Source organism: Variovorax gracilis, assembly GCF_030317115.1.
Classification (GTDB): domain Bacteria; phylum Pseudomonadota; class Gammaproteobacteria; order Burkholderiales; family Burkholderiaceae_C; genus Variovorax; species Variovorax gracilis.
In genome coordinates, this window is sequence record NZ_JASZYF010000004.1 from 241,814 (window position 1) to 263,260 (window position 21,447).

17 protein-coding genes are annotated in these 21,447 nt (G+C 67.9%); 10 read left to right on the forward strand and 7 right to left on the reverse strand.

All coding sequences use genetic code 11. The features are described from left to right. Positions 1–150 precede the first annotated feature (150 nt). The 7 genes from QTH97_RS11020 (at position 151) to QTH97_RS11050 (ending at position 7,734) form a co-directional block, all read left to right on the forward strand. Entirely contained in the window at positions 151–1,668 is a 1,518-nt protein-coding gene (locus QTH97_RS11020; protein ID WP_286568177.1) for a sugar ABC transporter ATP-binding protein, read from the forward strand. 151 nt (positions 1,669–1,819) lie between these two features. Beyond that, positions 1,820–2,863 carry an ABC transporter permease gene (locus tag QTH97_RS11025; protein ID WP_286568178.1) on the forward strand — a complete coding sequence of 348 codons (1,044 nt, stop codon included), beginning with the start codon at positions 1,820–1,822 and terminating at the stop codon, positions 2,861–2,863. Beyond that, positions 2,860–3,894: a galactofuranose ABC transporter, permease protein YjfF gene (yjfF, locus tag QTH97_RS11030; protein ID WP_286568179.1), complete on the forward strand. Its 1,035-nt coding sequence runs from the start codon at positions 2,860–2,862 to the stop codon at positions 3,892–3,894. Before QTH97_RS11025 ends, yjfF begins: the two co-directional genes overlap by 4 nt. A 36-nt stretch (positions 3,895–3,930) precedes the next feature. Beyond that, positions 3,931–5,667, forward strand: coding sequence for an IlvD/Edd family dehydratase (locus tag QTH97_RS11035; RefSeq protein ID WP_286568180.1), 1,737 nt, complete (start codon positions 3,931–3,933; stop codon positions 5,665–5,667). 15 nt (positions 5,668–5,682) lie between these two features. Continuing rightward, a complete protein-coding gene (locus QTH97_RS11040) occupies positions 5,683–6,612 on the forward strand; it encodes a dihydrodipicolinate synthase family protein (RefSeq protein ID WP_286568181.1) in 930 nt (309 codons plus the stop codon). Between the two features lie 106 nt (positions 6,613–6,718). Then, the gene (locus QTH97_RS11045) at positions 6,719–7,297 is read left to right on the forward strand and encodes a DJ-1/PfpI family protein (RefSeq protein WP_286568182.1); all 579 of its coding nucleotides are present in this window, start codon (positions 6,719–6,721) and stop codon (positions 7,295–7,297) included. Between the two features lie 65 nt (positions 7,298–7,362). Next, entirely contained in the window at positions 7,363–7,734 is a 372-nt protein-coding gene (locus QTH97_RS11050) for a ribbon-helix-helix domain-containing protein (RefSeq protein WP_286568183.1), read from the forward strand. Here QTH97_RS11050 and QTH97_RS11055 read toward each other — a convergent pair. The 5 genes from QTH97_RS11055 to QTH97_RS11075 all read right to left on the reverse strand — a co-directional run bounded on the left by QTH97_RS11055 (position 7,731) and on the right by QTH97_RS11075 (position 15,036). Next, positions 7,731–9,227 carry a CYTH and CHAD domain-containing protein gene (locus QTH97_RS11055; protein WP_286568184.1) on the reverse strand — a complete coding sequence of 499 codons (1,497 nt, stop codon included), beginning with the start codon at positions 9,225–9,227 and terminating at the stop codon, positions 7,731–7,733. The genes QTH97_RS11050 and QTH97_RS11055 overlap by 4 nt on opposite strands. Before the next feature lie 30 nt (positions 9,228–9,257). Then, positions 9,258–9,509, reverse strand: coding sequence for a hypothetical protein (locus QTH97_RS11060; protein WP_286568185.1), 252 nt, complete (start codon positions 9,507–9,509; stop codon positions 9,258–9,260). A gap of 117 nt (positions 9,510–9,626) precedes the next feature. Continuing rightward, complete coding sequence (locus QTH97_RS11065) at positions 9,627–9,992, reverse strand: hypothetical protein (RefSeq protein ID WP_286568186.1); 366 nt, start codon at positions 9,990–9,992, stop codon at positions 9,627–9,629. A gap of 200 nt (positions 9,993–10,192) precedes the next feature. Then, positions 10,193–12,760: a cyanophycin synthetase gene (cphA, locus tag QTH97_RS11070; protein ID WP_286568187.1), complete on the reverse strand. Its 2,568-nt coding sequence runs from the start codon at positions 12,758–12,760 to the stop codon at positions 10,193–10,195. A gap of 32 nt (positions 12,761–12,792) precedes the next feature. Further along, entirely contained in the window at positions 12,793–15,036 is a 2,244-nt protein-coding gene (locus tag QTH97_RS11075) for a cyanophycin synthetase (RefSeq protein ID WP_286568188.1), read from the reverse strand. Between the two features lie 127 nt (positions 15,037–15,163). Here QTH97_RS11075 and QTH97_RS11085 point away from each other — a divergent pair, with 127 nt between their 5' ends. Genes QTH97_RS11085 through queC form a run of 3 tightly spaced genes read left to right on the forward strand, consistent with a single transcriptional unit; the run spans position 15,164 to position 18,639 of the window. Beyond that, positions 15,164–17,440, forward strand: a complete 2,277-nt coding sequence (locus QTH97_RS11085) for a cyanophycin metabolism-associated ABC transporter (protein ID WP_444813417.1) — start codon at positions 15,164–15,166, stop codon at positions 17,438–17,440. After that, positions 17,437–17,904, forward strand: coding sequence for a cyanophycin metabolism-associated DUF1854 family protein (locus QTH97_RS11090; RefSeq protein WP_286568191.1), 468 nt, complete (start codon positions 17,437–17,439; stop codon positions 17,902–17,904). Before QTH97_RS11085 ends, QTH97_RS11090 begins: the two co-directional genes overlap by 4 nt. 33 nt (positions 17,905–17,937) lie before the next feature. Continuing rightward, complete coding sequence (gene queC, locus QTH97_RS11095) at positions 17,938–18,639, forward strand: 7-cyano-7-deazaguanine synthase QueC (RefSeq protein WP_286568192.1); 702 nt, start codon at positions 17,938–17,940, stop codon at positions 18,637–18,639. On the opposite strand, the gene QTH97_RS11100 is transcribed toward queC, so the two are convergent. Further along, on the reverse strand, positions 18,618–20,390 hold the full coding sequence (locus tag QTH97_RS11100; RefSeq protein ID WP_286568193.1) for an ABC transporter ATP-binding protein/permease: 1,773 nt from the start codon (positions 20,388–20,390) through the stop codon (positions 18,618–18,620). The genes queC and QTH97_RS11100 overlap by 22 nt on opposite strands. A 104-nt stretch (positions 20,391–20,494) precedes the next feature. Next, positions 20,495–21,391: a 5'-nucleotidase gene (locus tag QTH97_RS11105; RefSeq protein WP_286568194.1), complete on the reverse strand. Its 897-nt coding sequence runs from the start codon at positions 21,389–21,391 to the stop codon at positions 20,495–20,497. Positions 21,392–21,447: the final 56 nt, after the last annotated feature.

The following is a 21,447-nucleotide window of genomic DNA, read 5'->3' on the forward strand; positions in this document are numbered from 1 at the left end:
CAAGAAAGCTCACCCCCAGGCTTGCCCACTTCGTGTGGCCGCCACCCCCCTCTCCGGGGACAACCCCAACGGCCCGGCAAAGCCGGTTCCGCGGGGTTTCCGGCCTCTGGCTGCGCCAGTCTCGTGCGCCAGGCACGGTGGAGGACCGAGATGGTGAGTTCTGCTCCCGTGCTGCAACTCACGGGCATCGACAAGCAGTTCAACGGCGTGCCGGCGCTGCGCGGCGTGGCATTGCGGCTGCGAGCCGGCGAGATCCATGCGCTGATGGGGCAGAACGGCGCGGGCAAGTCGACGCTCATCAAGGTGCTGACGGGCGTGTATGCCGCCGACAGCGGCGAGATGCTGCTGGCCGGGCAGCCGATCCGGCCAGCATCGCCGCTGGAAGCACAGCGCATGGGCATCAGCACGGTCTACCAGGAAGTGAACCTTTGCCCCAACCTTTCGGTGGCCGAGAACATCTTTTCGGGGCGCTATCCGCGCTGCGGGTTGGCGCAGGGCTATCGGATCGACTGGGCCGCAGTCAACCGGCAGGCGCGTGCGTTGCTGGCGCGGCTGGACGTGGACATCGATGTCACGCGGCTGCTGTCCAGCTACTCGGTCGCGGTGCAGCAACTGGTGGCGATCGCACGTGCCCTGGGCCTGTCGTCGAAGGTGCTGATCCTCGATGAGCCGACGTCGAGCCTCGACGACGACGAGGTGAAGAGCCTCTTCGCCGTGCTGCGCCGCTTGCGCGGCGAGGGGCTGGCCATCCTGTTCGTCACGCACTTCCTCAACCAGGTCTATGCCGTGTCGGACCGCATCACGGTGCTGCGCAACGGCACCTGGGTCGGCGAATGGGCGACGGGAGACCTTGGGCCTCAGGCCCTGATCGCTGCGATGGTCGGGCGCGAACTCGCGGCGCAGGCCACGGGCCATGCGCAGCTTCCGCCGATCGAGGAGGGCGCGCCGGCGGTGCTGCAGGCCGAAGGCGTGGGCCAGCGCGGGCAGTTGCAGCCGGTGGACCTGAGCGTGCATGCGGGCGAGATCGTGGGGCTGGCCGGCTTGCTGGGCTCCGGGCGTACCGAGTTGGCGCGGCTGCTGTTCGGCCTCGCGAAGCCCGACGGCGGCAGCCTGCGTATCGACGGCGTCGTGGTCGACCTGGGCAGCCCGGCGGATGCGGTGAAGCACGGCCTCGCGCTGTGCCCCGAGGAGCGCAAGACCGATGGCATCGTGGCCGAGCTGTCCTTGCGCGAGAACATCGCGCTGGCACTGCAGGCGCGGCTCGGCGTGCGCAACACGCTCTCGCGCGCGGAACAGACCGCGCTGGCGGAGCGCTTCGTCAAGGCGCTGGGCATCAAGACGGCCAGCGTCGACACGCCCATCGGCCTGCTCTCGGGCGGTAACCAGCAGAAGGCATTGCTCGCGCGCTGGCTGGCGATCGAGCCGCGGCTGCTGATCCTCGACGAGCCGACGCGCGGCATCGACGTGGCGGCCAAGCAGGAAATCATGGACGAGATCCTGCGCCTTGCGCGCGGCGGCATGGCGGTGCTGTTCATCTCGTCCGAGATGAACGAGGTGGTGCGCGTGTCACACCGCATCGCCGTGCTGCGCGAGCGGCGCAAGGTGGGCGAGCTGCCCGCCGGAACCAGCGAGGACGCGGTGTACGAACTCATCGCTGCGGACGTATGACTCGCTCCCAGGCTCGCGCACTTCGTGTCGCTCTCCACCCCCTGCCGGGGGCAACTCCTACGGCCCTGCGAAGCCGGTTCCGCGGAGTTTCTGGCCGGGGATGTCCGGGTTCGTACGTTGCTGGACGCGCGCTGCGCGGTGGAGGGCGGACATGAGCGCCATCTTTCGGCACCGGCTGGCTTGGCCGGTGGTCACGTTGCTGCTTCTGCTGGCGATCAATGCTGCGTTCAATTCGAGCTTCCTGCACATCGAGGTGCGCAGCGGGCATCTGTACGGGAGCCTGATTGACATCCTGAATCGTGCGGCGCCGCTGGTGCTGGTGTCGCTAGGGATGACGCTCGTCATTGCCACGCGGGGCATCGACATCTCGGTGGGCGCGGTCGTCGCCATCGCGGCGGCGCTCGCGGCCTGGATGATCGGCGGGTCGCTGGTGGTGAGCAATGGCGCCGCGGCCGAGGTGAGCCGCTTCCCGATGTGGCTGGCGATCGTCGCTGCGCTCGCCGTGGCGGCGGTGTGCGGGTTGTGGAACGGGCTGCTGGTTGCGCGCGTGGGTATGCAGCCGATCATCGCGACGCTGATCCTGATGGTCGCGGGGCGCGGCATCGCGCAACTCATCACGGGCGGCCAGATCATCACGATCTACTACGCCCCGTTCTTCTTCATCGGCAGCGGCTATCTGTTCGGACTGCCGTTCTCGGTCTACATCGCGGCGGCCGTGTTCATCGTGCTGTACCTCGCGATCACGCGCAGCGCGCTGGGGCTGTTCATCCAGTCGGTGGGCATCAACCCGAATGCGGCTCGCGTGGCCGGCGTGCGGGCGCGGCGCATCATCGTGTGCGCCTACATGTTCTGCGGCTTCTGCGCGGGCGTGGCCGGCCTCCTGATCAGTTCGAACGTCAAGAGCGCCGATGGCAACAACGCGGGGCAGTTGCTGGAACTCGACGCGATCCTCGCCGTCACGCTCGGCGGGACCGCGCTCACGGGTGGGCGCTTCAGCCTCGTAGGTAGCGTGATCGGCGCGCTCATCATCCAGACGCTGACCTATGGCATTTATTCCCTGGGCGTGCCGCCGGAGATCAACCTGGTCGTCAAGGCGGCAGTGGTGTTCGTGGTCATGTTGCTGCAGTCGGCCGAGTTCCGTTCAAGCCTTCGTCAGCTCGTGCAGCGGCCTGCGCGTGGGGAGGTGGTGCGATGAGCGCGGTGGTACCTGAAACGACTGCGCGAGCGCCGCAATCCCCAGCATCGGCGCAGCGGCCGCGTGGGCGCCTCAATCCCAAGTACCTGCCGCTGGGCGCAACCATCTCGCTCTTCGTGCTGATGGCGACGCTGGGCTCGGTTTTCTATGACGGCTTCTTCTCGCCCCAGGTGTTCCTGAACCTGCTGATCGACAACGCCTTCCTCTGCATCGTCGCGGTCGGCATGACCTTCGTGATCCTGTCGGGCGGCATCGATCTCTCGGTCGGCTCCGTGATCGCGCTGACCACGATGGTCTCGGCCTCGCTGGTGGAGAAGCACGGCTGGAGCCCGGCGATCGTGATCCCGCTGGTGCTGCTGATGGGCACGCTTTTCGGCGCCTTCATGGGCGTGCTGATCGAGCGCTTCCGCCTGCAGCCCTTCATCGTCACGCTGGCGGGCATGTTCCTCGCGCGCGGGCTCTGCTACCTGATCAGCATCGACTCCATCAGCATCACCAACGAGTTCTATTCGGAAGTCTCGCAGTGGCGCATGCCGGTGTGGGGCGGGGCTTCGATCACGATCAGCGGGCTGATCGCGCTGGCGGTGGTGGCGCTCGCGGTGTTCGTCGCGCATTACACGCCCTTCGGCCGCACCGTGTACGCGATCGGCGGCAACGAGCAGTCGGCGCTGCTGATGGGGCTGCCCGTGCGCTCCACCGTGATCGGCGTCTACACGCTCTCCGGGTTCTGCTCCGCGCTGGGTGGCGTGGTGTTCACCTTCTACATGCTGTCGGGCTACGGGCTGCATGCCGTGGGGCTCGAGCTCGACGCCATCGCGGCCGTGGTGATCGGCGGAACGCTGCTCACCGGCGGCGTCGGCTATGTGGTCGGCACGCTGTTCGGCGTGCTCATGCTGGGGATCATCCAGACCCTCATTTCCTTCGACGGCACGCTGAGTTCCTGGTGGACCCGCATCGTGGTCGGCGTGCTGCTTTTTGTCTTCTGCCTGCTGCAACGCCTGTTCTCCGCGCGCGCCGCCGAGCGCCACTGACGACCTTCCTTCTGCTCCCTTCACGGAATCCATCGCATGTCCGACTCCCCGAGAAAACTGCGTTCGGCCGAATGGTTCGGCACGGCCGACAAGAACGGCTTCATGTACCGAAGCTGGATGAAGAACCAGGGCATTCCCGAGCACGAGTTCGACGGGCGGCCCATCGTGGGCATCTGCAACACCTGGTCGGAGCTGACGCCCTGCAACGCGCATTTCCGCAAGATCGCCGAGCACGTGAAGCGGGGCATCTCGGAGGCGGGCGGTTTTCCGGTGGAGTTCCCGGTGTTCTCCAACGGCGAATCGAACCTGCGCCCGACCGCGATGCTCACGCGCAACCTTGCGAGCATGGACGTGGAGGAGGCCATTCGCGGCAATCCGATCGATGCGGTCGTGCTGCTCACGGGCTGCGACAAGACCACGCCCGCGTTGATGATGGGTGCGGCGAGCTGCGACATCCCGGCCATCGTGGTCACGGGCGGGCCGATGCTCAATGGCAAGCTCGAAGGCCGCGACATCGGCTCCGGCACGGCCGTGTGGCAGTTGCACGAGGCGATGAAGGCCGGCGAGATCAACGTGCACCAGTTCCTCTCGGCCGAAGCGGGCATGTCGAGATCGGCAGGCACCTGCAACACCATGGGCACGGCCTCGACCATGGCCTGCATGGCCGAGGCGCTGGGCGCATCGCTGCCGCACAACGCGGCGATCCCGGCTGTCGACGCCAGGCGCTACGTGCTGGCACAGATGTCGGGCATGCGGGCGGTCGAGATGGCGCGCGAAGGGCTGACGCTGTCGAAGATCCTCACGCGCGAGGCCTTCGAGAACGCCATCCGCACCAATGCCGCGATCGGCGGCTCGACCAATGCCGTGATCCACCTGAAGGCGATCGCGGGGCGCATCGGCGTGCCGCTCGAACTGGAGGACTGGACGCGCATCGGGCGCGGCACGCCGACGCTGGTGGACCTGATGCCGTCGGGCCGATTCCTGATGGAAGAGTTCTACTACGCGGGTGGCCTTCCGGCGGTGCTGCGCCGCCTTGGCGAGCACGGCCTGCTGCCGCATCCGGACGCGCTCACGGTCAACGGCAGGACCCTGTGGGAGAACGTGCGCGATGCGCCGAGCCACGACGACGAGGTGATCCGCCCGCTCGACAAGCCGCTCATCGACGACGGCGGCATCTGCATCCTGCGCGGCAACCTCTCGCCGAGGGGCGCGGTGCTGAAGCCATCGGCCGCATCGCCCAACCTGCTCAAGCATCGCGGCCGCGCCGTGGTGTTCGAGAACCTGGAGCACTACAAGGAGCGCATCGTCGACGAGGCGCTCGACGTGGATGCCAGCTCCGTGCTCGTGATGAAGAACTGCGGCCCCAAGGGCTACCCCGGCATGGCCGAGGTCGGCAACATGGGGCTGCCGCCCAAGCTGCTTCGCCAAGGCATCAAGGACATGGTGCGCATCTCCGATGCGCGCATGAGTGGCACGGCCTATGGCACGGTGGTGCTGCACGTCGCGCCCGAGGCGGCGGACGGCGGTCCGCTGGCAGCGGTGCGCGACGGGGACTGGATCGAGCTCGATTGCCATGAGGGCCGGCTGCATCTCGACATCAGCGACGCCGAACTGGCCGCACGCCTCGAGGCCATCGCCGCCGGCTCGGCGCCCCTCAAGGGCGGCGGCTACCAGCGCCTCTACGTCGAGCACGTGCTGCAGGCGGACGAGGGCTGCGACTTCGACTTCCTCGTCGGTTGCCGCGGCGCGGCCGTGCCGCGCCATTCGCATTGATACGGAGAACCTTTCATGACCGCTTCGACGAAACGCCGCTACCAGGGCATCTTTCCGGTGGCGCCGACCACCTTCACCGAGTCGGGCGAGCTCGATCTCCCGAGCCAGAAACGCGCCATCGATTTCATGATCGACGCCGGCTCCGACGGCATCTGCATCCTCGCGAACTTCTCCGAGCAGTTCGTGCTGTCGGATGACGAGCGCGAGGTGCTGACCCGCGCGATCCTGGAGCACGTCGCCGGCCGCGTGCCGGTGATCGTCACGACCACGCACTTCAGCACCAAGGTCTGCGCCGAACGCAGCCGCCGCGCGCAGGACATGGGCGCCGCGATGCTGATGGTGATGCCGCCGTACCACGGCGCGACCTTTCGCGTGTCGGAGCCGCAGATCCAGGACTTCTATGCGCGCCTGTCCGACGCGGTCGACATCCCCATCATGATCCAGGACGCACCGGCCAGCGGCACGGTGCTGACGGCGCCGTTTCTCGCGCGCATGGCGAAGGAGATCGAGCACGTCGCGTACTTCAAGATCGAGACGGCGGGCGCCGCGGCGAAGCTGCGCGAACTCATCCGGCTCGGCGGTGATGCCATCGAAGGGCCGTGGGACGGCGAGGAAGCCATCACGCTGATGCCCGATCTTGATGCAGGCGCTACGGGGTCGATGACAGGCGGCGGCTACCCCGACGGCATCCGGCCCATCATCGCGGACCATCTCGCGGGCCGGCGCGAGCAGGCCTTCGAGCGCTACCAGCAGTGGCTGCCCTTGATCAACTACGAGAACAGGCAAGCCGGGTTGTTGGCCTGCAAGGCGCTGATGAAAGAGGGCGGCGTGATCGAGTGCGAGGCCCCGCGCCATCCGCTGGCGGCCATGCATCCGGACACGCGGGCGGGACTGATCGAGACTGCGCGGCGGCTCGATCCGCTGGTGCTGCGCTGGGGGCGCTAGCCCGAATGTCACAACCGACTGCTACCACCCATCGCCTCTCCTTCCGAACAATGGGGCCAAGCCGGATCCTCACGGATTCGCCTGTCCACACCTTGAAGGAGACACGATGGCACGCAAGATCCTGATGCTTTGCGGCGACTACGCCGAAGACTACGAAACCATGGTGCCGTTCCAGGCCCTGCTGGCCGTGGGCCACACGGTCCATGCGGTCGCGCCGGACAAGAAGGCCGGCGACTGGGTCCATACCGCGATCCACGACTTCGAGGGCGCCCAGACCTACAGCGAGAAGCCGGGTCACCGATTCACGCTGAACGCGAATTTTGCCGATGTGCGCCCCGAGGCCTATGACGCCCTGGTCATCCCCGGCGGCCGCGCGCCCGAGTACCTGCGCCTGAACAGCCGCGTCGTCGAGATCGCCAGGCATTTCCTCGCCGCCGACAAGCCGGTGGCGGCGGTCTGCCACGGTGCGCAACTGCTGGCGGCCACGGGGCTGCTGAAGGGCCGCAAGGTCTCGGCCTATCCGGCCTGCCAGGTCGAAGTCGAACTCGCCGGCGCCGAGTACATGGGCATCCCGGTCGACCAGGCCGTGACCGATCGCAATCTCGTCACCGCGCCGGCATGGCCGGCCCATCCGGCGTGGATCGGACAGTTCCTCAAGGTGCTCGGCACGCGCATCGAGACCTGATGCGCAGCCGCCGGTGACGCTACAGTCTTGATCCGCGTCACCTGCCCCGACACAGGAGAAGGCTCATGTGCGAAGTTTTCATCAGCGCCGATCCCCAGAGCTACGACAGCCGCACGCGCTCGGTCCGGCTGCACGGCGTCGTCACCAGCATCCGGCTCGAAAACCTCTTCTGGCAGGTGCTGGAGGAAATCGCGGCGCGCGACGACATGGGTGTCGTGCAACTGATCGAGAAGCTCTACGATGAACTGGTTGCGGCGCGAGGAGAGGTCGGCAACTTCTCTTCGTTCCTGCGAGTCAGCGCGCTGCGTTACGAAGCCATGGTCGCGCAGGGGCGCATCCCGAACGACACCTCGGTGGCGATCCGGTCGCTCGACGCCAAGGCCGTGCTGCACGGCATGCCGCGGGGTTGGTCACAGCCCTCCGCGTTGAGCAGCTAGGGCTTCTTCCAGAAGGGCCGCGCGTCGGCGATCCTGTCGAGCGCCTTGCGGCATTCGACCGCATCGGCGGGTTGCCGCGCGCTGAGCCAGCCGACGGCGAACCATGCGCGCCCGTCGTGGGCGGCATGCTCCCGATAGGCCGCGATCGCCACGGCGTCGTCGTTGTGCTTGCCGAGCGCGTCCTGGGCGGGCTCCAGTTCCTTCAGATAGCGCCTTGCTTCGCGCCGCGCGAACAGCGGCGCGACGAACTCGCCGAGGTAGCGCAGGCGCTTGAGGCGCTTGCGCACACGGTGCTGGGCGGCGGGCTCCAGCGCTTCGAAGCGCCGGCCGTCGCGCAGCACCTGGCGATGCAGCTTCGCCAGCCGCTCCCGCAGCAGCTTGCGGGCGGGCGGCGCTTCTGCCGAGGCAGCTTCCGTGGCGTCGGTGGGCAGCGAGGCCGTGACCAGATCCATCAACACCGCCTGGAAATCCGCGCCGCGCACCACATCCGCGGGTTCCGGAACGCCGTCGCCGTCAGTCCATGCGACGGGAGGGCCGCCCGCAGCCTCGATCTGCGGCTGCACGGTCTGACGCAGATGCTCTCGATCGCGCTGGACGCCGAGCGCACGGAACGCGCCGACGAGCGCTGTCTCCCACGCGGGGTTGATGTGCGGTGCGAGATCGGCCATCTCGCGCAAGGCGGTCCGCAGGCGCCGGATGCCCACGCGCAGTTGATGCACGTGCTCCGCATCTCCGCTGCCTGCGGCGACTTCGCTTGCGTTGGGAAGGATCTGCGCGAGGCAGGTGTTCAGTACCGCGCGGAAAACCTCCGGGCCGGACAGATCGGCTTCCAGCGCGGGTTGCACCGCCTTGGTCGGCGGCCCGTGCCGGATGCCCTTGGCCAGCCGTTCGCCCCGTGCCGACTTGGAAACGGTGTCGAGCCAAAGCCCGTACCGGTTGCGCCAGCGCTGGGCCAGTTCGAGCATCGATTGCGGGCTGCCGTGCTTCAGTTCGATCTCCAGCTCGCACAGCGCCTGCGCGTGCTCACCCACCCGCACCTGGCCGCGATCGAAGGCGAGTTCGACCAGCGCATCGCCGGTGCGCATCTCACGCGTGGTGCGCCAGACGTCGGTGCCGTAGAGCGGGACGAGTTCGGCCGTTGCCGGGTCATGCCCGGCCTGGCGCAGTACCTTGGCGACAAGCTCGCCGACGGGCGTGCCATCGTGCCGGTCGATTCGCGGCAAGGGCACCTCGCGCGCACCCATGGGGGGCAGCTCGAAGTTGTGTTCGTGGCGCATGAGCGGCCCGTCCGTCGGCGCCTTGACCGTCTGCACCCAGGTGCCGCCTTCCTTGCGCAGGCGCAGCACGATGCGATGCGCCGCGAGGGCGCCATCGGCAGTATCGAAATAGCGTGCCCGAAGCCGCGTGCGGTAGGAGCGTCCCCGGGCCACCGCCGCCTCGACCGCGGCCTGCTGCGGTGGATCGATCTGGAACTTGAGTTCGAACTCGGTCATGGCGCGCCCAGTGGCGCGAGCGCGCCGGAATCAGTTTTCCAGTTCATTGACCTGCATCGACAGGTCGAACAGCTTGGACTTGCTGGCGTAGTAGCGATCGAGTCGCCATTCCTTGAGGATGTCCATCGCCAACTGGAAGCTCTTGTAGTCGAGTTCATACAGCGTGACCAGTTCGAAGCTGTGCTCCGACTCGAGCGCCAGCACCAGCCTGGCGAGGATCTTTGCCGACTCGTTGGCCGGATCCGTTTCGATGAACCGGCGAGCGACCTTGATGGCGTTCATGGGGGAGCTTTCCTCGTGGAGACACGCCTTCGACTATAGCCAGCGCCCCTTCGCCATTTGTGACAGCCGCATGACCGGGTAGGACATTGGACCTACCCTGTGGCCGCAGCGGGCGCGCTACCGCGCCGGGACAGGCACCACGGTCGTGCGGATCACGCCGCCGCCCAGGACGCTGCCGGTGACGTTGGTCTGCCCGGTGCCCAGCACGCGTGCCTCGCAGGCGGCGCGGTCTTCGGGAGGTTGGCGGTTGCACCGCGCCAGGGCATTTGCCTGCAGGGTCGCCGCATCGGGACTCGAGAGCCCGCCACGGCGCGCTTCCTGTTGCGCCGCACCTTTTTCGCGCAGACACGCCTGCTTGTTCTGTTGGACGCCGTCGCACACGAGGGATCCGGAGGCGGACCCTTGGGCGAGCACCGACGATGCACCGACAAGACCACCGGCCGCGACGAGAACCGCGAGGCACGAACGAAGAGCAGTTGACATGGATCACTCCTTTGCTTGGCGGCACGACTTGCACCGACTTGGGTGCCCAGTCTGCCGCCCGGGAAGTCCGGAGTTTGTGGGAGATCGGGGCGGCCGGCCAGTCCCCTGCGGCGCACGTTCTTGTCGGACAAATCCCGCAAGCGGACGGGCAGAAGACTCGCAGAAGCCTGCCGCATCCGCGGCGGTACCCCTGCGCAGGCTCAGCCCGCCGCGATGCGCTTGGCGAGGTGAGCGAGCGCTTCGTCGACCTGGTCGACCAGGATCAGCGAGAGGTCGCCCGGCTGCAGTCGCGCGAGCGCGCTGTCGATGGCGATGAACTCGCCGCGGATCTCGTCGATGAAGCGCGTGCGCTGCGCGCCTTCGAGGCCCTGTCGCAGCAAGGCCATGACCTCGCCGTCGGCACGGCCGCGTTGCGCCGCATCCTGGTAGAGGATCACGTCGTCGAAGGCTTCGCCGAGGATGGCGGTCTGGTCGCGGATGTCGCAGTCGCGGCGGTCGCCGGCGCCGCTGATCACCACCGAGCGCTTCTTTGCGGGCATGGTGTCGACCGCGGCGACCAGCGCGCGCATCGCGTCGGTGTTGTGGCCGTAATCGGCGATCACGGTCGCGCCTCGGTAGTCCATCACGTTGAAGCGGCCGGGCACGCCGGCGGCGTCGTTCTTGAAGCTGGCGAGGCCGCTGCGGATGGTGTCCCAGTCCAGGCCCACCGCCCAGGCGGCGGCGACCGACGCCATGACGTTGTCGACCTGGAAGCCGATGGTGCCGTTGCGGGTGATCTGAACGTCGCGCAGCGGAATGCGCTCGCGCCATGAGCCCTCGGCTGCGACCAGCGTGTCCTGGTCGACGTAGACCGTGCGCTTGCCCTGCGCGCGGTGCGTCGCCATCACGGGATGCTGCCGGTCGGCGGCGAAGAAGATCACGCTGCCGGGGCAGGTGACGGCCATTGCCGCCACGTTGGGGTCGGCCGCGTTGAGCACGGCGTAGCCGGTGGGCGCCACGTTGCGCACGACGACGCGCTTGAGCACCGCCAGGTCTTCGACCGTCGTGATGTAGTTGAGGCCCAGGTGGTCGCCGCTGCCGATGTTGGTCACCACCGCCACCTGGCAGCGGTCGAAGCCGAGGCCTTCGCGGAGGATGCCGCCGCGCGCCACTTCGAATACGGCCGCATCGACGTCCGGGTGCAGCAGCACGTTGCGCGCGCTCTTGGGGCCGCTGCAGTCGCCGCTGTCGGTCTGCCTGCCGTCGACGTAGACGCCGTCGGTGTTGGTCATGCCGGTGCGCAGGCCGCTGCCGGCGAGCAGGTGGTTGATCAGGCGCGCGGTGGTGGTCTTGCCGTTGGTGCCGGTGACGGCCACCACGGGGATGCGGCCGTCGTCGCCATGCGCGAAGAGGGTGTCCATCACCGCCTCGCCGACCGCGCGGCCCCGGCCGAAGGAAGGCGAGATGTGCATGCGCAGGCCGGGTGCGGCGTTGACCTCGACCACGCCGCCGTGCTGCTCCTCCAGCGGACGCAGCACGTTCTCGCAGACCATGTCGACGCCGCAGATGTGCAGGCCGACCATCTGCGCCGCATCGACCGCGCGTGCGGCCACTTCCGGGTGCACGGTGTCGGTCACGTCGGTGGCGGTGCCCCCGGTGGAGAGGTTGGCGTTGTTGCGCAGCACCACGCGCTGGCCGAGCGCGGGCACGCTCTCGGGCGTGAGGTCTTGCGCCTCCAGGCGGCCGATGGCGATGTCGTCGAGCCGGATCTTGGTAAGCGAGGTCGCATGGCCTTCGCCGCGTCGCGGATCCTGGTTGACCACGTCGACCAGCTCGCGGACGGTCTTCACGCCGTCGCCGATCACGTTCGGCGGATCGCGGCGGGCGGCCGCCACCAGCCGGTCGCCCACGACCAGCAGGCGGAAGTCGAAGCCGGGAAGGAATTTCTCGACCATGACCTCGCCATAGGTGGCAGCCGAGTCATAGGCGGAGATCAGCTGCTCCCGCGTCGTGATGTTGACGGTGACGCCCTTGCCCTGGTTGCCGTCCTGCGGCTTGACCACGACCGGCAGGCCGATTTCCTGCGCGGCGGCCCAGCCGTCGTCGGCGTCGGTGACCGGGCGGCCCAGCGGAACCGGTACGCCGGCCGCATTGAGCAGCTGCTTGGTCAGTTCCTTGTCCTGGGCGATCGCTTCGGCCACGCCGCTGGTGCTGTCGACTTCCGCGGCCTGGATGCGGCGCTGCTTGGAGCCCCAGCCGAACTGCACGAGGCTGCCGGAGGTGAGGCGGCGATACGGAATGCCGCGCGCGACGGCCGCATCGACGATGGAGCCGGTGCTCGGGCCGAGCCGTTCGGATTCGTCGAGGTCGCGCAGTTCGGTGATGGCCGCGGTGGCGTCGAAATCGGTGCCGTTCTGCGCCGCGTCGATGAGTGCCTTGGCCAGTTCGAGCGCGCGCCGGCCGACAGCCTCTTCGCTGTACTGGAAAGTGACCTGGTAGACGCCTTCCTCGATCGTGCGCGCCGTGTGGCCGAAGTTCACTGCACAGCCCGCCTGGGCCTGCATCGCCACGGCTGCGTTCTCGAGCACGTGGGCGAGCGCCAGCGGCTGGCCCAGGACGACGGGGTGCAGTTCGCCGATGTGCGGGAACAAGGCGCGCAGGCGGGGCTCGAAGCCGGCCAGCCGTTCGATGGCGTTCTCGTCCTCCTTGCAGGTGACGATCGCCTCGATGCAGGTGTGGCGGCTCCACAGATTGGGGCCGCGCAAGGCGCGGGTGCGTGTGACTTCCATGACGGTAGGGGCCAGCGGATCGGGTCCGCCGGTCAGGCAAATTGTTGTTCGACGGGCGAGAGAAGGGTCTGCGATAGCTGCAGCGACGCCAACGCTGCTTGAAGGTCGGCTTCGAAAGCTTCGACGCCGGCACCGATCAGGTTCAGCGGAATGCCGAGCGCCCAGCCTGCCGCGATGGCCGCAAGAAGGCTTTCAAGGCTGACGCCCACATGCGTGGCGCGCCAGATCGTCAGGCGGCCGAGGCCTGGCAGGAAGGATTCGCTGCTGCCGTTGGCCAGCACCACGCGGTCCTGGCGCACCAGCACGGCCTTGCCGCCGCTGGACTGGTGCCTGGCGAGTGCCTCGGCTTGTGGATCGGCTGAATAAAGGATCACGTCGCCATCGCACAGCGGCGCAAGGCCGGCCACGCGCTGGTCGGCGGCGTTGAGAACGGCGGTGCCTTCGGGCAGCACGACGTCGACCTGCGTGCGAAGCACTCGCACCATCTGGTCGCTCTCGGTGATGTCGAATTCGGTCAGCGCCTCCGCGCCGTCGAGGTCCGTGACGATGCCGACTGCGCAGCGGTCGTACGCAAGGCCGTCGCGCAGGATGGTTTCGGCACCGTTCTCGACAACCACGGCCTGAACGGCGCGGTTGACCAGCAGGCGGTGGCCGGCAGCCCAGTTGGCGCTGTCGCGCGCATCGACACGGCGGCGTTCGAGGAAGAGGCCGTCGCGGCAAGCCAGGCCGGTGTGGCGGCCGCCGAGGCCGATCAACCAGGCAACCAGGCGGGCGAGCACGGCCGTGTCACGCGAGCCGGCGACGCCGACCACGGGAATGCGGCCCGGCGCTTCGTCCGGGAACAGGTGGTCGCAGATCGCGCGACCCACGGGTCGCGGCGAACCGACGGCGGGCTTCAGGTGCATCAGCAGGCCGGGCCCGGCGTTGACTTCGACGATGGCGCCGCCCTGGGCCGCCAGCGGCCGCGAGATGTCCAGCGCCACGAGGTCGACGCCGGCGATGTCCAGGCCGACCACGCGGGCGGCCAGCACGGCGGCATGCGCAACGTCGGGGTGGACCTGGTCGGTGCAATCGATGGCCATGTTGCCGTTGCGCTGGATCGTGACGACCCGTCCGGCGGCGGGCACCGAGGCGCCGTCGAGGTCCTGGCGCTTGAGTTCGAGCTGCAGCTTGGCGTCGGTATCGAGAACGATCACGTCCAGCGGGAATTCTTCTTCCGCGCCGCGGCGCGGGTCGCTGTTGAGCTGGCTGTCGATGAGCTGGGCCACGGTCGAGGTTCCGTCGCCGGTCACGGTGATGATCTCGCCGCGCGCCGCGGCGACGACCTGTCCGCCGACCACCAGCAGGCGGTGTTCCGAGCCGCGGATGAAGCGCTCGACCATCACGTCGCTGCCCTCGGGCTCGGCGACGGCGAAGGCGGCCATGACCTCCTCGCGCGTGTGGAGTTCGAGCGAGACGCCGCGGCCATGGTTGGCGTCCGACGGCTTGACGGCCACGGGCAGGCCGATGTCCTCGGCGGCTTCCCAGGCTTCCTCGGCGTTGGCGACCACCTGGCCTTCGGGCACCGGCACGCCGCAACTGGCGAGCAGCGACTTGGTCAGTTCCTTGTCGCTGGCGATGGATTCGCCGATGGCGCTGGTGTAGTCGGTCTCGGCCGTCCAGATGCGTTGCTGGTTGGCGCCGTAGCCGAGCTGCACGAGGTTGCCGCTGTTGAGCCGCATATGCGGGATGCCGCGATCGGTGGCGGCGCCCACGATGCAGGCGGTGCTCGGGCCGAGGTAGCAGTCCTCGACCTTGGCCTTGACCGCGTCGACCGCGCGCTGCACGTCCGCGGCGTCGAAGGGGTCGTTGTTGATGGCGGCCATCAGCAGCCGGTGGCCTTCGGCCAGCGCCACGCGGGCGACCTGCTCGTCACGCGCGCGGAACACCATTCGGTAGACGCCATGCTGCGAAGTGCTGCGCGTCTGGCCGAAGCCGGTCGGCATGCCGGCCAGGTTAAGCAGCTCGATCACGACATGCTCCAGCACATGGCCCGCCCAGGTACCTTCGGTCAGGCGCTGGATGAAGCCACCGCGCTCGCCGACGCCGCAGTGGTGCTCGATCAGCGCCGGCAGCAGGGTCGTCAGGCGGTCGGTGAAGCCGTCTATCTTGTTGGAGGGATAGTCCTCGAGCGCGCCAAGGTCGAGCCAGACTTCCAGCACGGGCCGGTAGGTCCAGAGGTTGGGGCCGCGCAAATAGTTGATGCGCAGCAGGCGTATGTCGTCGAAACGGGTCATGAAAACGTTCGATGTGCTTTGGCCGAGCACCGCGGCACCTTCAAGAGCGCCCATGGTCATCGGTCAGAATCGGCGCCCGGCGAGCGCCATGAAGGGTCCGTTGGCGGGCCAGAGATACAGAAACACAATGCAACATCACGATCCAGTAGGCACCCCGGGGGGCGAAGCGGAGGAGGCTTCAGACATTCTGAAAAGCCGGCTCACTGATGCGGAAAACGTTCTGGCGAGCCTGCCGGTTGACCTTGACGGGGATCTTCGGTTTGCGTCCGGGCTGCTGGCGCTGACGGATCGCCGTTTGCTGGCCCGCGCGCCTGACGGCAGCTGGGCGGAATGGCTGCTTCCCGCCCCGGGCCTCGAGCTGCAGATGGCCGACCATGCCGGCGTCGGCACGCTCGACCTGCGGGACGCCGAGGGCCGGTTGGCCCGCTGGCGGTACACCCTGGCGAACCAGCCGGTGGCGCTTCGCCTGCAGAAGCTGTTCGATCAGCAGGCTGCCGGAGTCGCGCAGGCGACAGGCGAGGGCGCCGACATCGACGACGCGGCGCTCGTCGAGCCCGAACTCCAGACCCCGCCGTCCACCTGGGTGCTGCTTCGGCTGGGCCGCTTTGCCAAGCCCTACCGCAAGCAGCTCATCACAGGCTTCCTGCTGACGCTGGCCTCGACCGCCGCCACGCTGGTGCCGCCCTACCTGACCATCCCGCTGATGGACGACATCCTGATCCCGTTCCAGAACGGCCAGAAGATTGCGGTCGCCAAGGTGGTGATGTTCCTCAGCGCATTGCTGGGGGCCGCGCTGGTCGGCTGGGCGCTCGGCTGGGCGCGTACTTACATGCTGGCGCTGGTGTCCGAACGCATCGGCGCCGACCTGCGCACCACCACTTACGAACACTTGCTCACGTTGCCGCTGGATTACTTCGGCGGCAAGCGCACGGGCGACCTGATGGCGCGCATCGGGTCCGAAACCGACCGCATCAACGTTTTCCTGTCGTTGCACGCACTCGACTTCCTGACCGACGTGCTGATGATCACGATGACGGCGGTGATCCTGTTCTCGATCAACCCGCTGCTGGCGGTTGTCACGCTGGTCCCGCTGCCCTTCATCGCCTGGATGATCCACGTCGTGCGCGACCGCCTGCGCACCGGCTTCGAGAAGATCGACCGCGTGTGGAGCGAGGTCACCAACGTGCTGGCCGACACCATCCCTGGCATCCGGGTGGTCAAGGCCTTCGCGCAGGAAAAGCGGGAGGCCGATCGATTCCACGCCGCGAACCTCTACAACCTGCAGGTCAACGACAAGCTCAACAAGACCTGGTCGCTGTTCACGCCCAGCGTATCGCTGCTGACGGAGATCGGCCTGCTCGTGGTCTGGGGCTTCGGTATCTGGCAGGTGGCGCGCGGCAGCATCACGGTCGGTGTGCTCACCGCCTTCATCGCCTACATCGGGCGCTTCTACACGCGGCTCGATTCGATGAGCCGCATCGTCTCGGTCACGCAGAAGGCGGCGGCCGGCGCCAAGCGCATCTTCGACATCCTCGACCACGTGAGCAACGTGCCGGAGCCGGTCAACCCGGTGAGGGTCGAGCGCGTCCAGGGGCGCATCGAGATGGCCGACGTGGGTTTCCGCTACGGCAGCCGCGCGGTGATCCGCGACCTCGACCTGGTGATCGAGCCGGGCGAGATGATCGGCCTCGTCGGCCACAGCGGCTCGGGCAAGAGCACGCTGGTCAACCTGATCTGCCGCTTCTACGACGTGACCGACGGCGCCATCAAGGTCGACGGCACCGACATCCGCCGCTTCGCGGTGGCGGACTACCGGCGCCACGTGGGGCTGGTGCTGCAGGAGCCTTTCCTGTTCTTCGGCACCATCGCGCAGAACATCGCCTACGGCAAGCCCGACGCCACGCGCGAGGAGATCGTCGCCGCAGCCCGCGCCGCGCATGCGCACGATTTCATCCTGCGGTTGGCGCATGGCTACGACTCGCTGGTCGGCGAGCGCGGGCAGGGGCTCTCGGGCGGCGAGCGACAGCGCATCAGCATTGCGCGCGCGCTGCTGATCGACCCGCGCATCCTGATCCTCGACGAAGCCACCTCGGCGGTCGACACCGAGACCGAGAAGGAAATCCAGAAGGCGCTCGACAACCTCGTGCAGGGCCGCACGACGATCGCCATCGCGCACCGGCTCTCGACGCTGCGCAAGGCCGATCGCTTGGTGGTGATGGACCGCGGCGAGATCGTCGAGGTGGGGCCGCACGACGAACTCATGGCGAAGCAGGGCGCCTACTGGCGGCTCTACCAGGCGCAACTGCGGCAAGCCGACGACGAGAGCGCCGGCGCCGCGGCCGAACGCGCAGCGGTGGCGATGGCGCTCGGCAGCCACGCGGCCCATCCGGCGGGGGACGCATGATGGAGCGATTTCAACTGGAACGCGATGCGTTCGGCCACCTGGTGCTGACCGATTCGGAAGGCATGCGCCATATCGGCGTCGTGCCGGTGCGTGCATTTCCGCTCACCGCGCCGGACGACGGCATTTCGCTGGTCGGCAGCGACGGCCGCGAGCTGGTGTGGGTCGACCGGATGGACGCCCTGCCCGCATCGGTGCGCGAGTTGCTCGACGAGGATCTGGCGGCGCGCGACTTTGCGCCGACGCTGCTGAAGCTGCACAAGGTGTCGAGCTTCGGCGTGCCCAGCACCTGGCAGGTGAGCACGGACCGCGGCGACAGCAGTTTCGTGCTCAAGGCCGAGGAGGACATCCGGCGGCTGGAAGGCGGTGCGCTGCTGATCGCCAGCGCGCACGGCGTGCAGTTCCGCATTCCCGACGTGAAGGCGCTGGATCGCGCTTCGCGCAAGCTGCTAGAGCGCTTCCTGTGAAGTAGCTGCCCGTGCAGATCAATGGCGCTCAACATGCACACCACCGCACTCGTCCTCTTCTCCGGCGGCCAGGATTCCACCACCTGTCTCGCCGATGCGCTCGAAAAGTACGAGCGCGTGGAAACCATCGGCTTCGACTACGGCCAGCGCCATCGCGTCGAACTCGACGCGCGGACCACCGTCCTGGCGCACTTGCGCGAGCGCTTCCCGCAATGGGCGCCGCGCCTGGGTGAAGACCACATGCTGTCGGTCGATGTACTGGGCCAGGTCAGCGCCTCGTCGCTCACGCAGGACATCGCCTTCGAGATGCAGGCGAACGGACTGCCGAACACCTTCGTGCCCGGGCGCAACCTGATGTTCCTGACACTGGCCGGTGCGCTGGCCTACCGGCGCGGGCTGGAGGTGATCGTCACCGGCGTGTGCGAGACGGATTTCTCCGGCTACCCCGATTGCCGCGACGACACCATGAAGGCGATGCAACTCGCCCTCTCGCTTGGCATGGATCGGCGCTTCGTGATCGAGACGCCGCTGATGTGGATCGACAAGTCCGAGACCTGGGCCATGGCGCACCGGCTGGGCGGCGGTCCGCTGATCGACCTGATCGTCGAGGACACCCACACCTGCTACCTCGGCGACCGCGACCAGCGCCACGCCTGGGGCTACGGCTGCGGCAACTGTCCCGCGTGCGAACTGCGCGCGCGGGGCTGGGAGCGCTACGTGGCCTCGACCCTGTAGCGCGCCGACGCGCCGTCGGATTCGGGTACCAGCGTCCAGCGTCTGTCGTGGAAGGCGCCGACCGAGGCGCGGTGCGCGATCGAAACCATCGCGCCGCCCGCGGCGCGGACGCCGGCAGCCAGGCGCTTGTACAAGGTCTCCTCCGCTTCGGCGTCGAGCGCGCTGGTGGCCTCGTCGGCGAAGAGCCACGCCGGTTTGCGCAGCAGCACGCGCGCGATTGCCAGGCGCTGCTGCTCGCCGCCCGAGAGCTTCTGGCTCCACGCATCGCTGTCGTCGAGACGGCTTGCGAGGTCGGGCAACAAGGCATCGTCGAGGGCCTGCACGAGCTGCGCGTCGGTGTACTTGCTGGCTGGATCGGGGTAGGCCAGCGCGTCCCGCAGGCGGCCGTTGGGCACGTACGGCCGTTGCGGAATGAACATCGCGTTGTCGGGCACCGAGACCTTACCGTTCGCGAACGGCCAGATGCCGGCGAAGGAACGGAACAGTGTCGACTTGCCGCTGCCCGAGGGACCCTGGAGCAGCACGGAGTCGCCCGGCTTCACCGACAGGGCGGCGCCCTCGATCAGCGACGCACCCGTGGGCAAGGCCACGCTGACACCGGCGGCGCTCAGGCCCTCGCCGGCTTTCGACGGCGTGCGTTCCAGCGCACTGACGGTGCCGTCATGGAGCCGCATCGCCGCCTCGAACGAGGTCAACCGGTCCGCGGTGGCGCGCCAGACCGCGACGCGGTCGTAGTTGTCGACGAACCAGCTCAGCGAGTCCTGCACACGGCCGAACGCCGAGTTGACCTGCATGAGTTGGCCCAGCTGGATCGCGCCGCTGAAGAAGCGCGGCGCCTGCACGATGAAAGCGAAGATCACCGAGGCTTGCCCGAACGAAGCGGTGAAGGCCACCAGGTTCTTCTGCTTCTTGATGAGTTGCAGGTAGTTCTTCAGGACGGAGCCGAAGCGCAGCTTGAGCTGCCCATGCTCGACCTGCTCGCCGCGGTCCAATGCGATGGCCTCGCTGTATTCCCGCACCCGCACCAGATGGTGGCGGAAGTCGGCTTCATAGCGTTGCTGCTGGAAGTTCAGCCCGATCAGCGGCCGGCCGATGTAGTGCGTGATGACCGTGCCGGCCGCGCAGTAGGCCAGCGCGATCCAGACCATGGACCCGGGAACCGAATAGGTGCTGCCGAAGAGCGACAGGCTCACGACGCCGCTCAGCCCCCACAGGATGCCGATGAAGCTCACCAGCGTGACCACCGCGTTGAGCAGGCCCATCGACAGCGTCATCGTGTAGTCGGTGAAGATCTGCATGTCCTCCTGGATGCGCTGGTCCGGGTTGTCCGGCGTCTGCCCGTCCTGCTGACCGTAGCGCGCGAGTTCGAGATGGTAGAAGGTGTGGTTGGCCATCCAGCGCGCGAGGTAGCTGCGCGTCATCCACGCCCGCCAGCGCAACTGCAGCAACTGCGTCAGGTAGAACTTGAAGATCGCGATCAGGATGTAGGCGGCCGCGATCCAGCAGAAGAACACGATCTCCTTCCAGAACACCGCCTCGTCCTTGTTCTGCAAGGCGTCGTAGAAGCGCGCGTACCACTGGTTGTTGAGCACCAGCATGTAGACCACGCCCAGGTTGAGGGCGACGATGGCCGCGAGCAGGCCGCGCGCCACCCACTTTTCCTCCGATCGGAAGTAGGGCGCCGCAAGTGCGCCGATGCGGCGCAGGGTGGCGAGGATGTTCTTGGGGGGAGAGCCGGTAGGAGCAGTCATGGCGTGCGCTGGGATTCACGCCGGAGCGGCGCGTTCCTTTCATCGTAGCGCCCCGGACGCGCCCCAACCTTAAGCGGCGCTGAAACAGGTTGGCCCGCTGGGGCTCAGCGCAGATTGCTGATGCCGCTCGACACGTGGCCCGAGGGCACATGGCGCGCGGCCGAATCGACGTGGCCGGTCTGGTCGTCGAAGAAGAAGTCGGGCTCGAATTCGCGCAGGAATTCGCCCTTGGGCAGGCCGCCGAGGAACATGGCCTCGTCGACCTTGATGTTCCAGTCCATCAGCGTGCGGATGGCGCGCTCGTGCGCCGGGGCGCTGCGTGCGGTGACCAGCGCCGTGCGGATGCGCATGGCCGGGCTGCTGGCCTGCTGCAGCCGGTGCAGCGCCGCGAGCAGCGGCTTGAACGGCCCTTCGGGCAGCGGCATCTGGGCCTTGCTCGTTTCGTGCAACTGGAAGGCGTCGAGGCCTTCGGCCTGGAACACGCGCTCGGCTTCATCGCTGAAGAGCACCGCATCGCCGTCGAAGGCGATGCGCACTTCATCCGGGTAGGCATCGCTGGCTTGCACCGATTCGACGAGCACCCGCGCGGCGGGGAATCCGGCGACGAGGGCTTCGCGCACGTCTTCTGCATTGACCGAGAGAAAGAGGTGCGCGCGCAGCGGCCGGAGATAGCCGAACGGCGGCCGGCCCTGCGTGAAAACGCCGCGCTGCAGCGAGATGCCGTTGGCCGCGCCCGAACGGAAGATCCTCATTCCCGACACCGGGTCGTTGCGCGACAGGATCACGACCTCGACGCGCTGCTTGCCATCGTCGTTGAAACGCAGCAGCTTGCGCACCAGCGAGTAGGCGATGCCCGGCCGGGCCGGCACGTCGAGGCGTTCGAGCTGCAGCTTCATGTAGCCCGCGTCGTCGCCCGATTCGAAGATGCGGTTTTCTTCTTCCAGGTTGAAGAGCGCACGCGAGGAGATCGCCACCACCAGCTTGTCGTCGAGGCTGATCATGCTCGCCCCCGGCAGGGGGTGGGCGAAGCGACACGAAGTGCGCGAAGCCTGGGGGT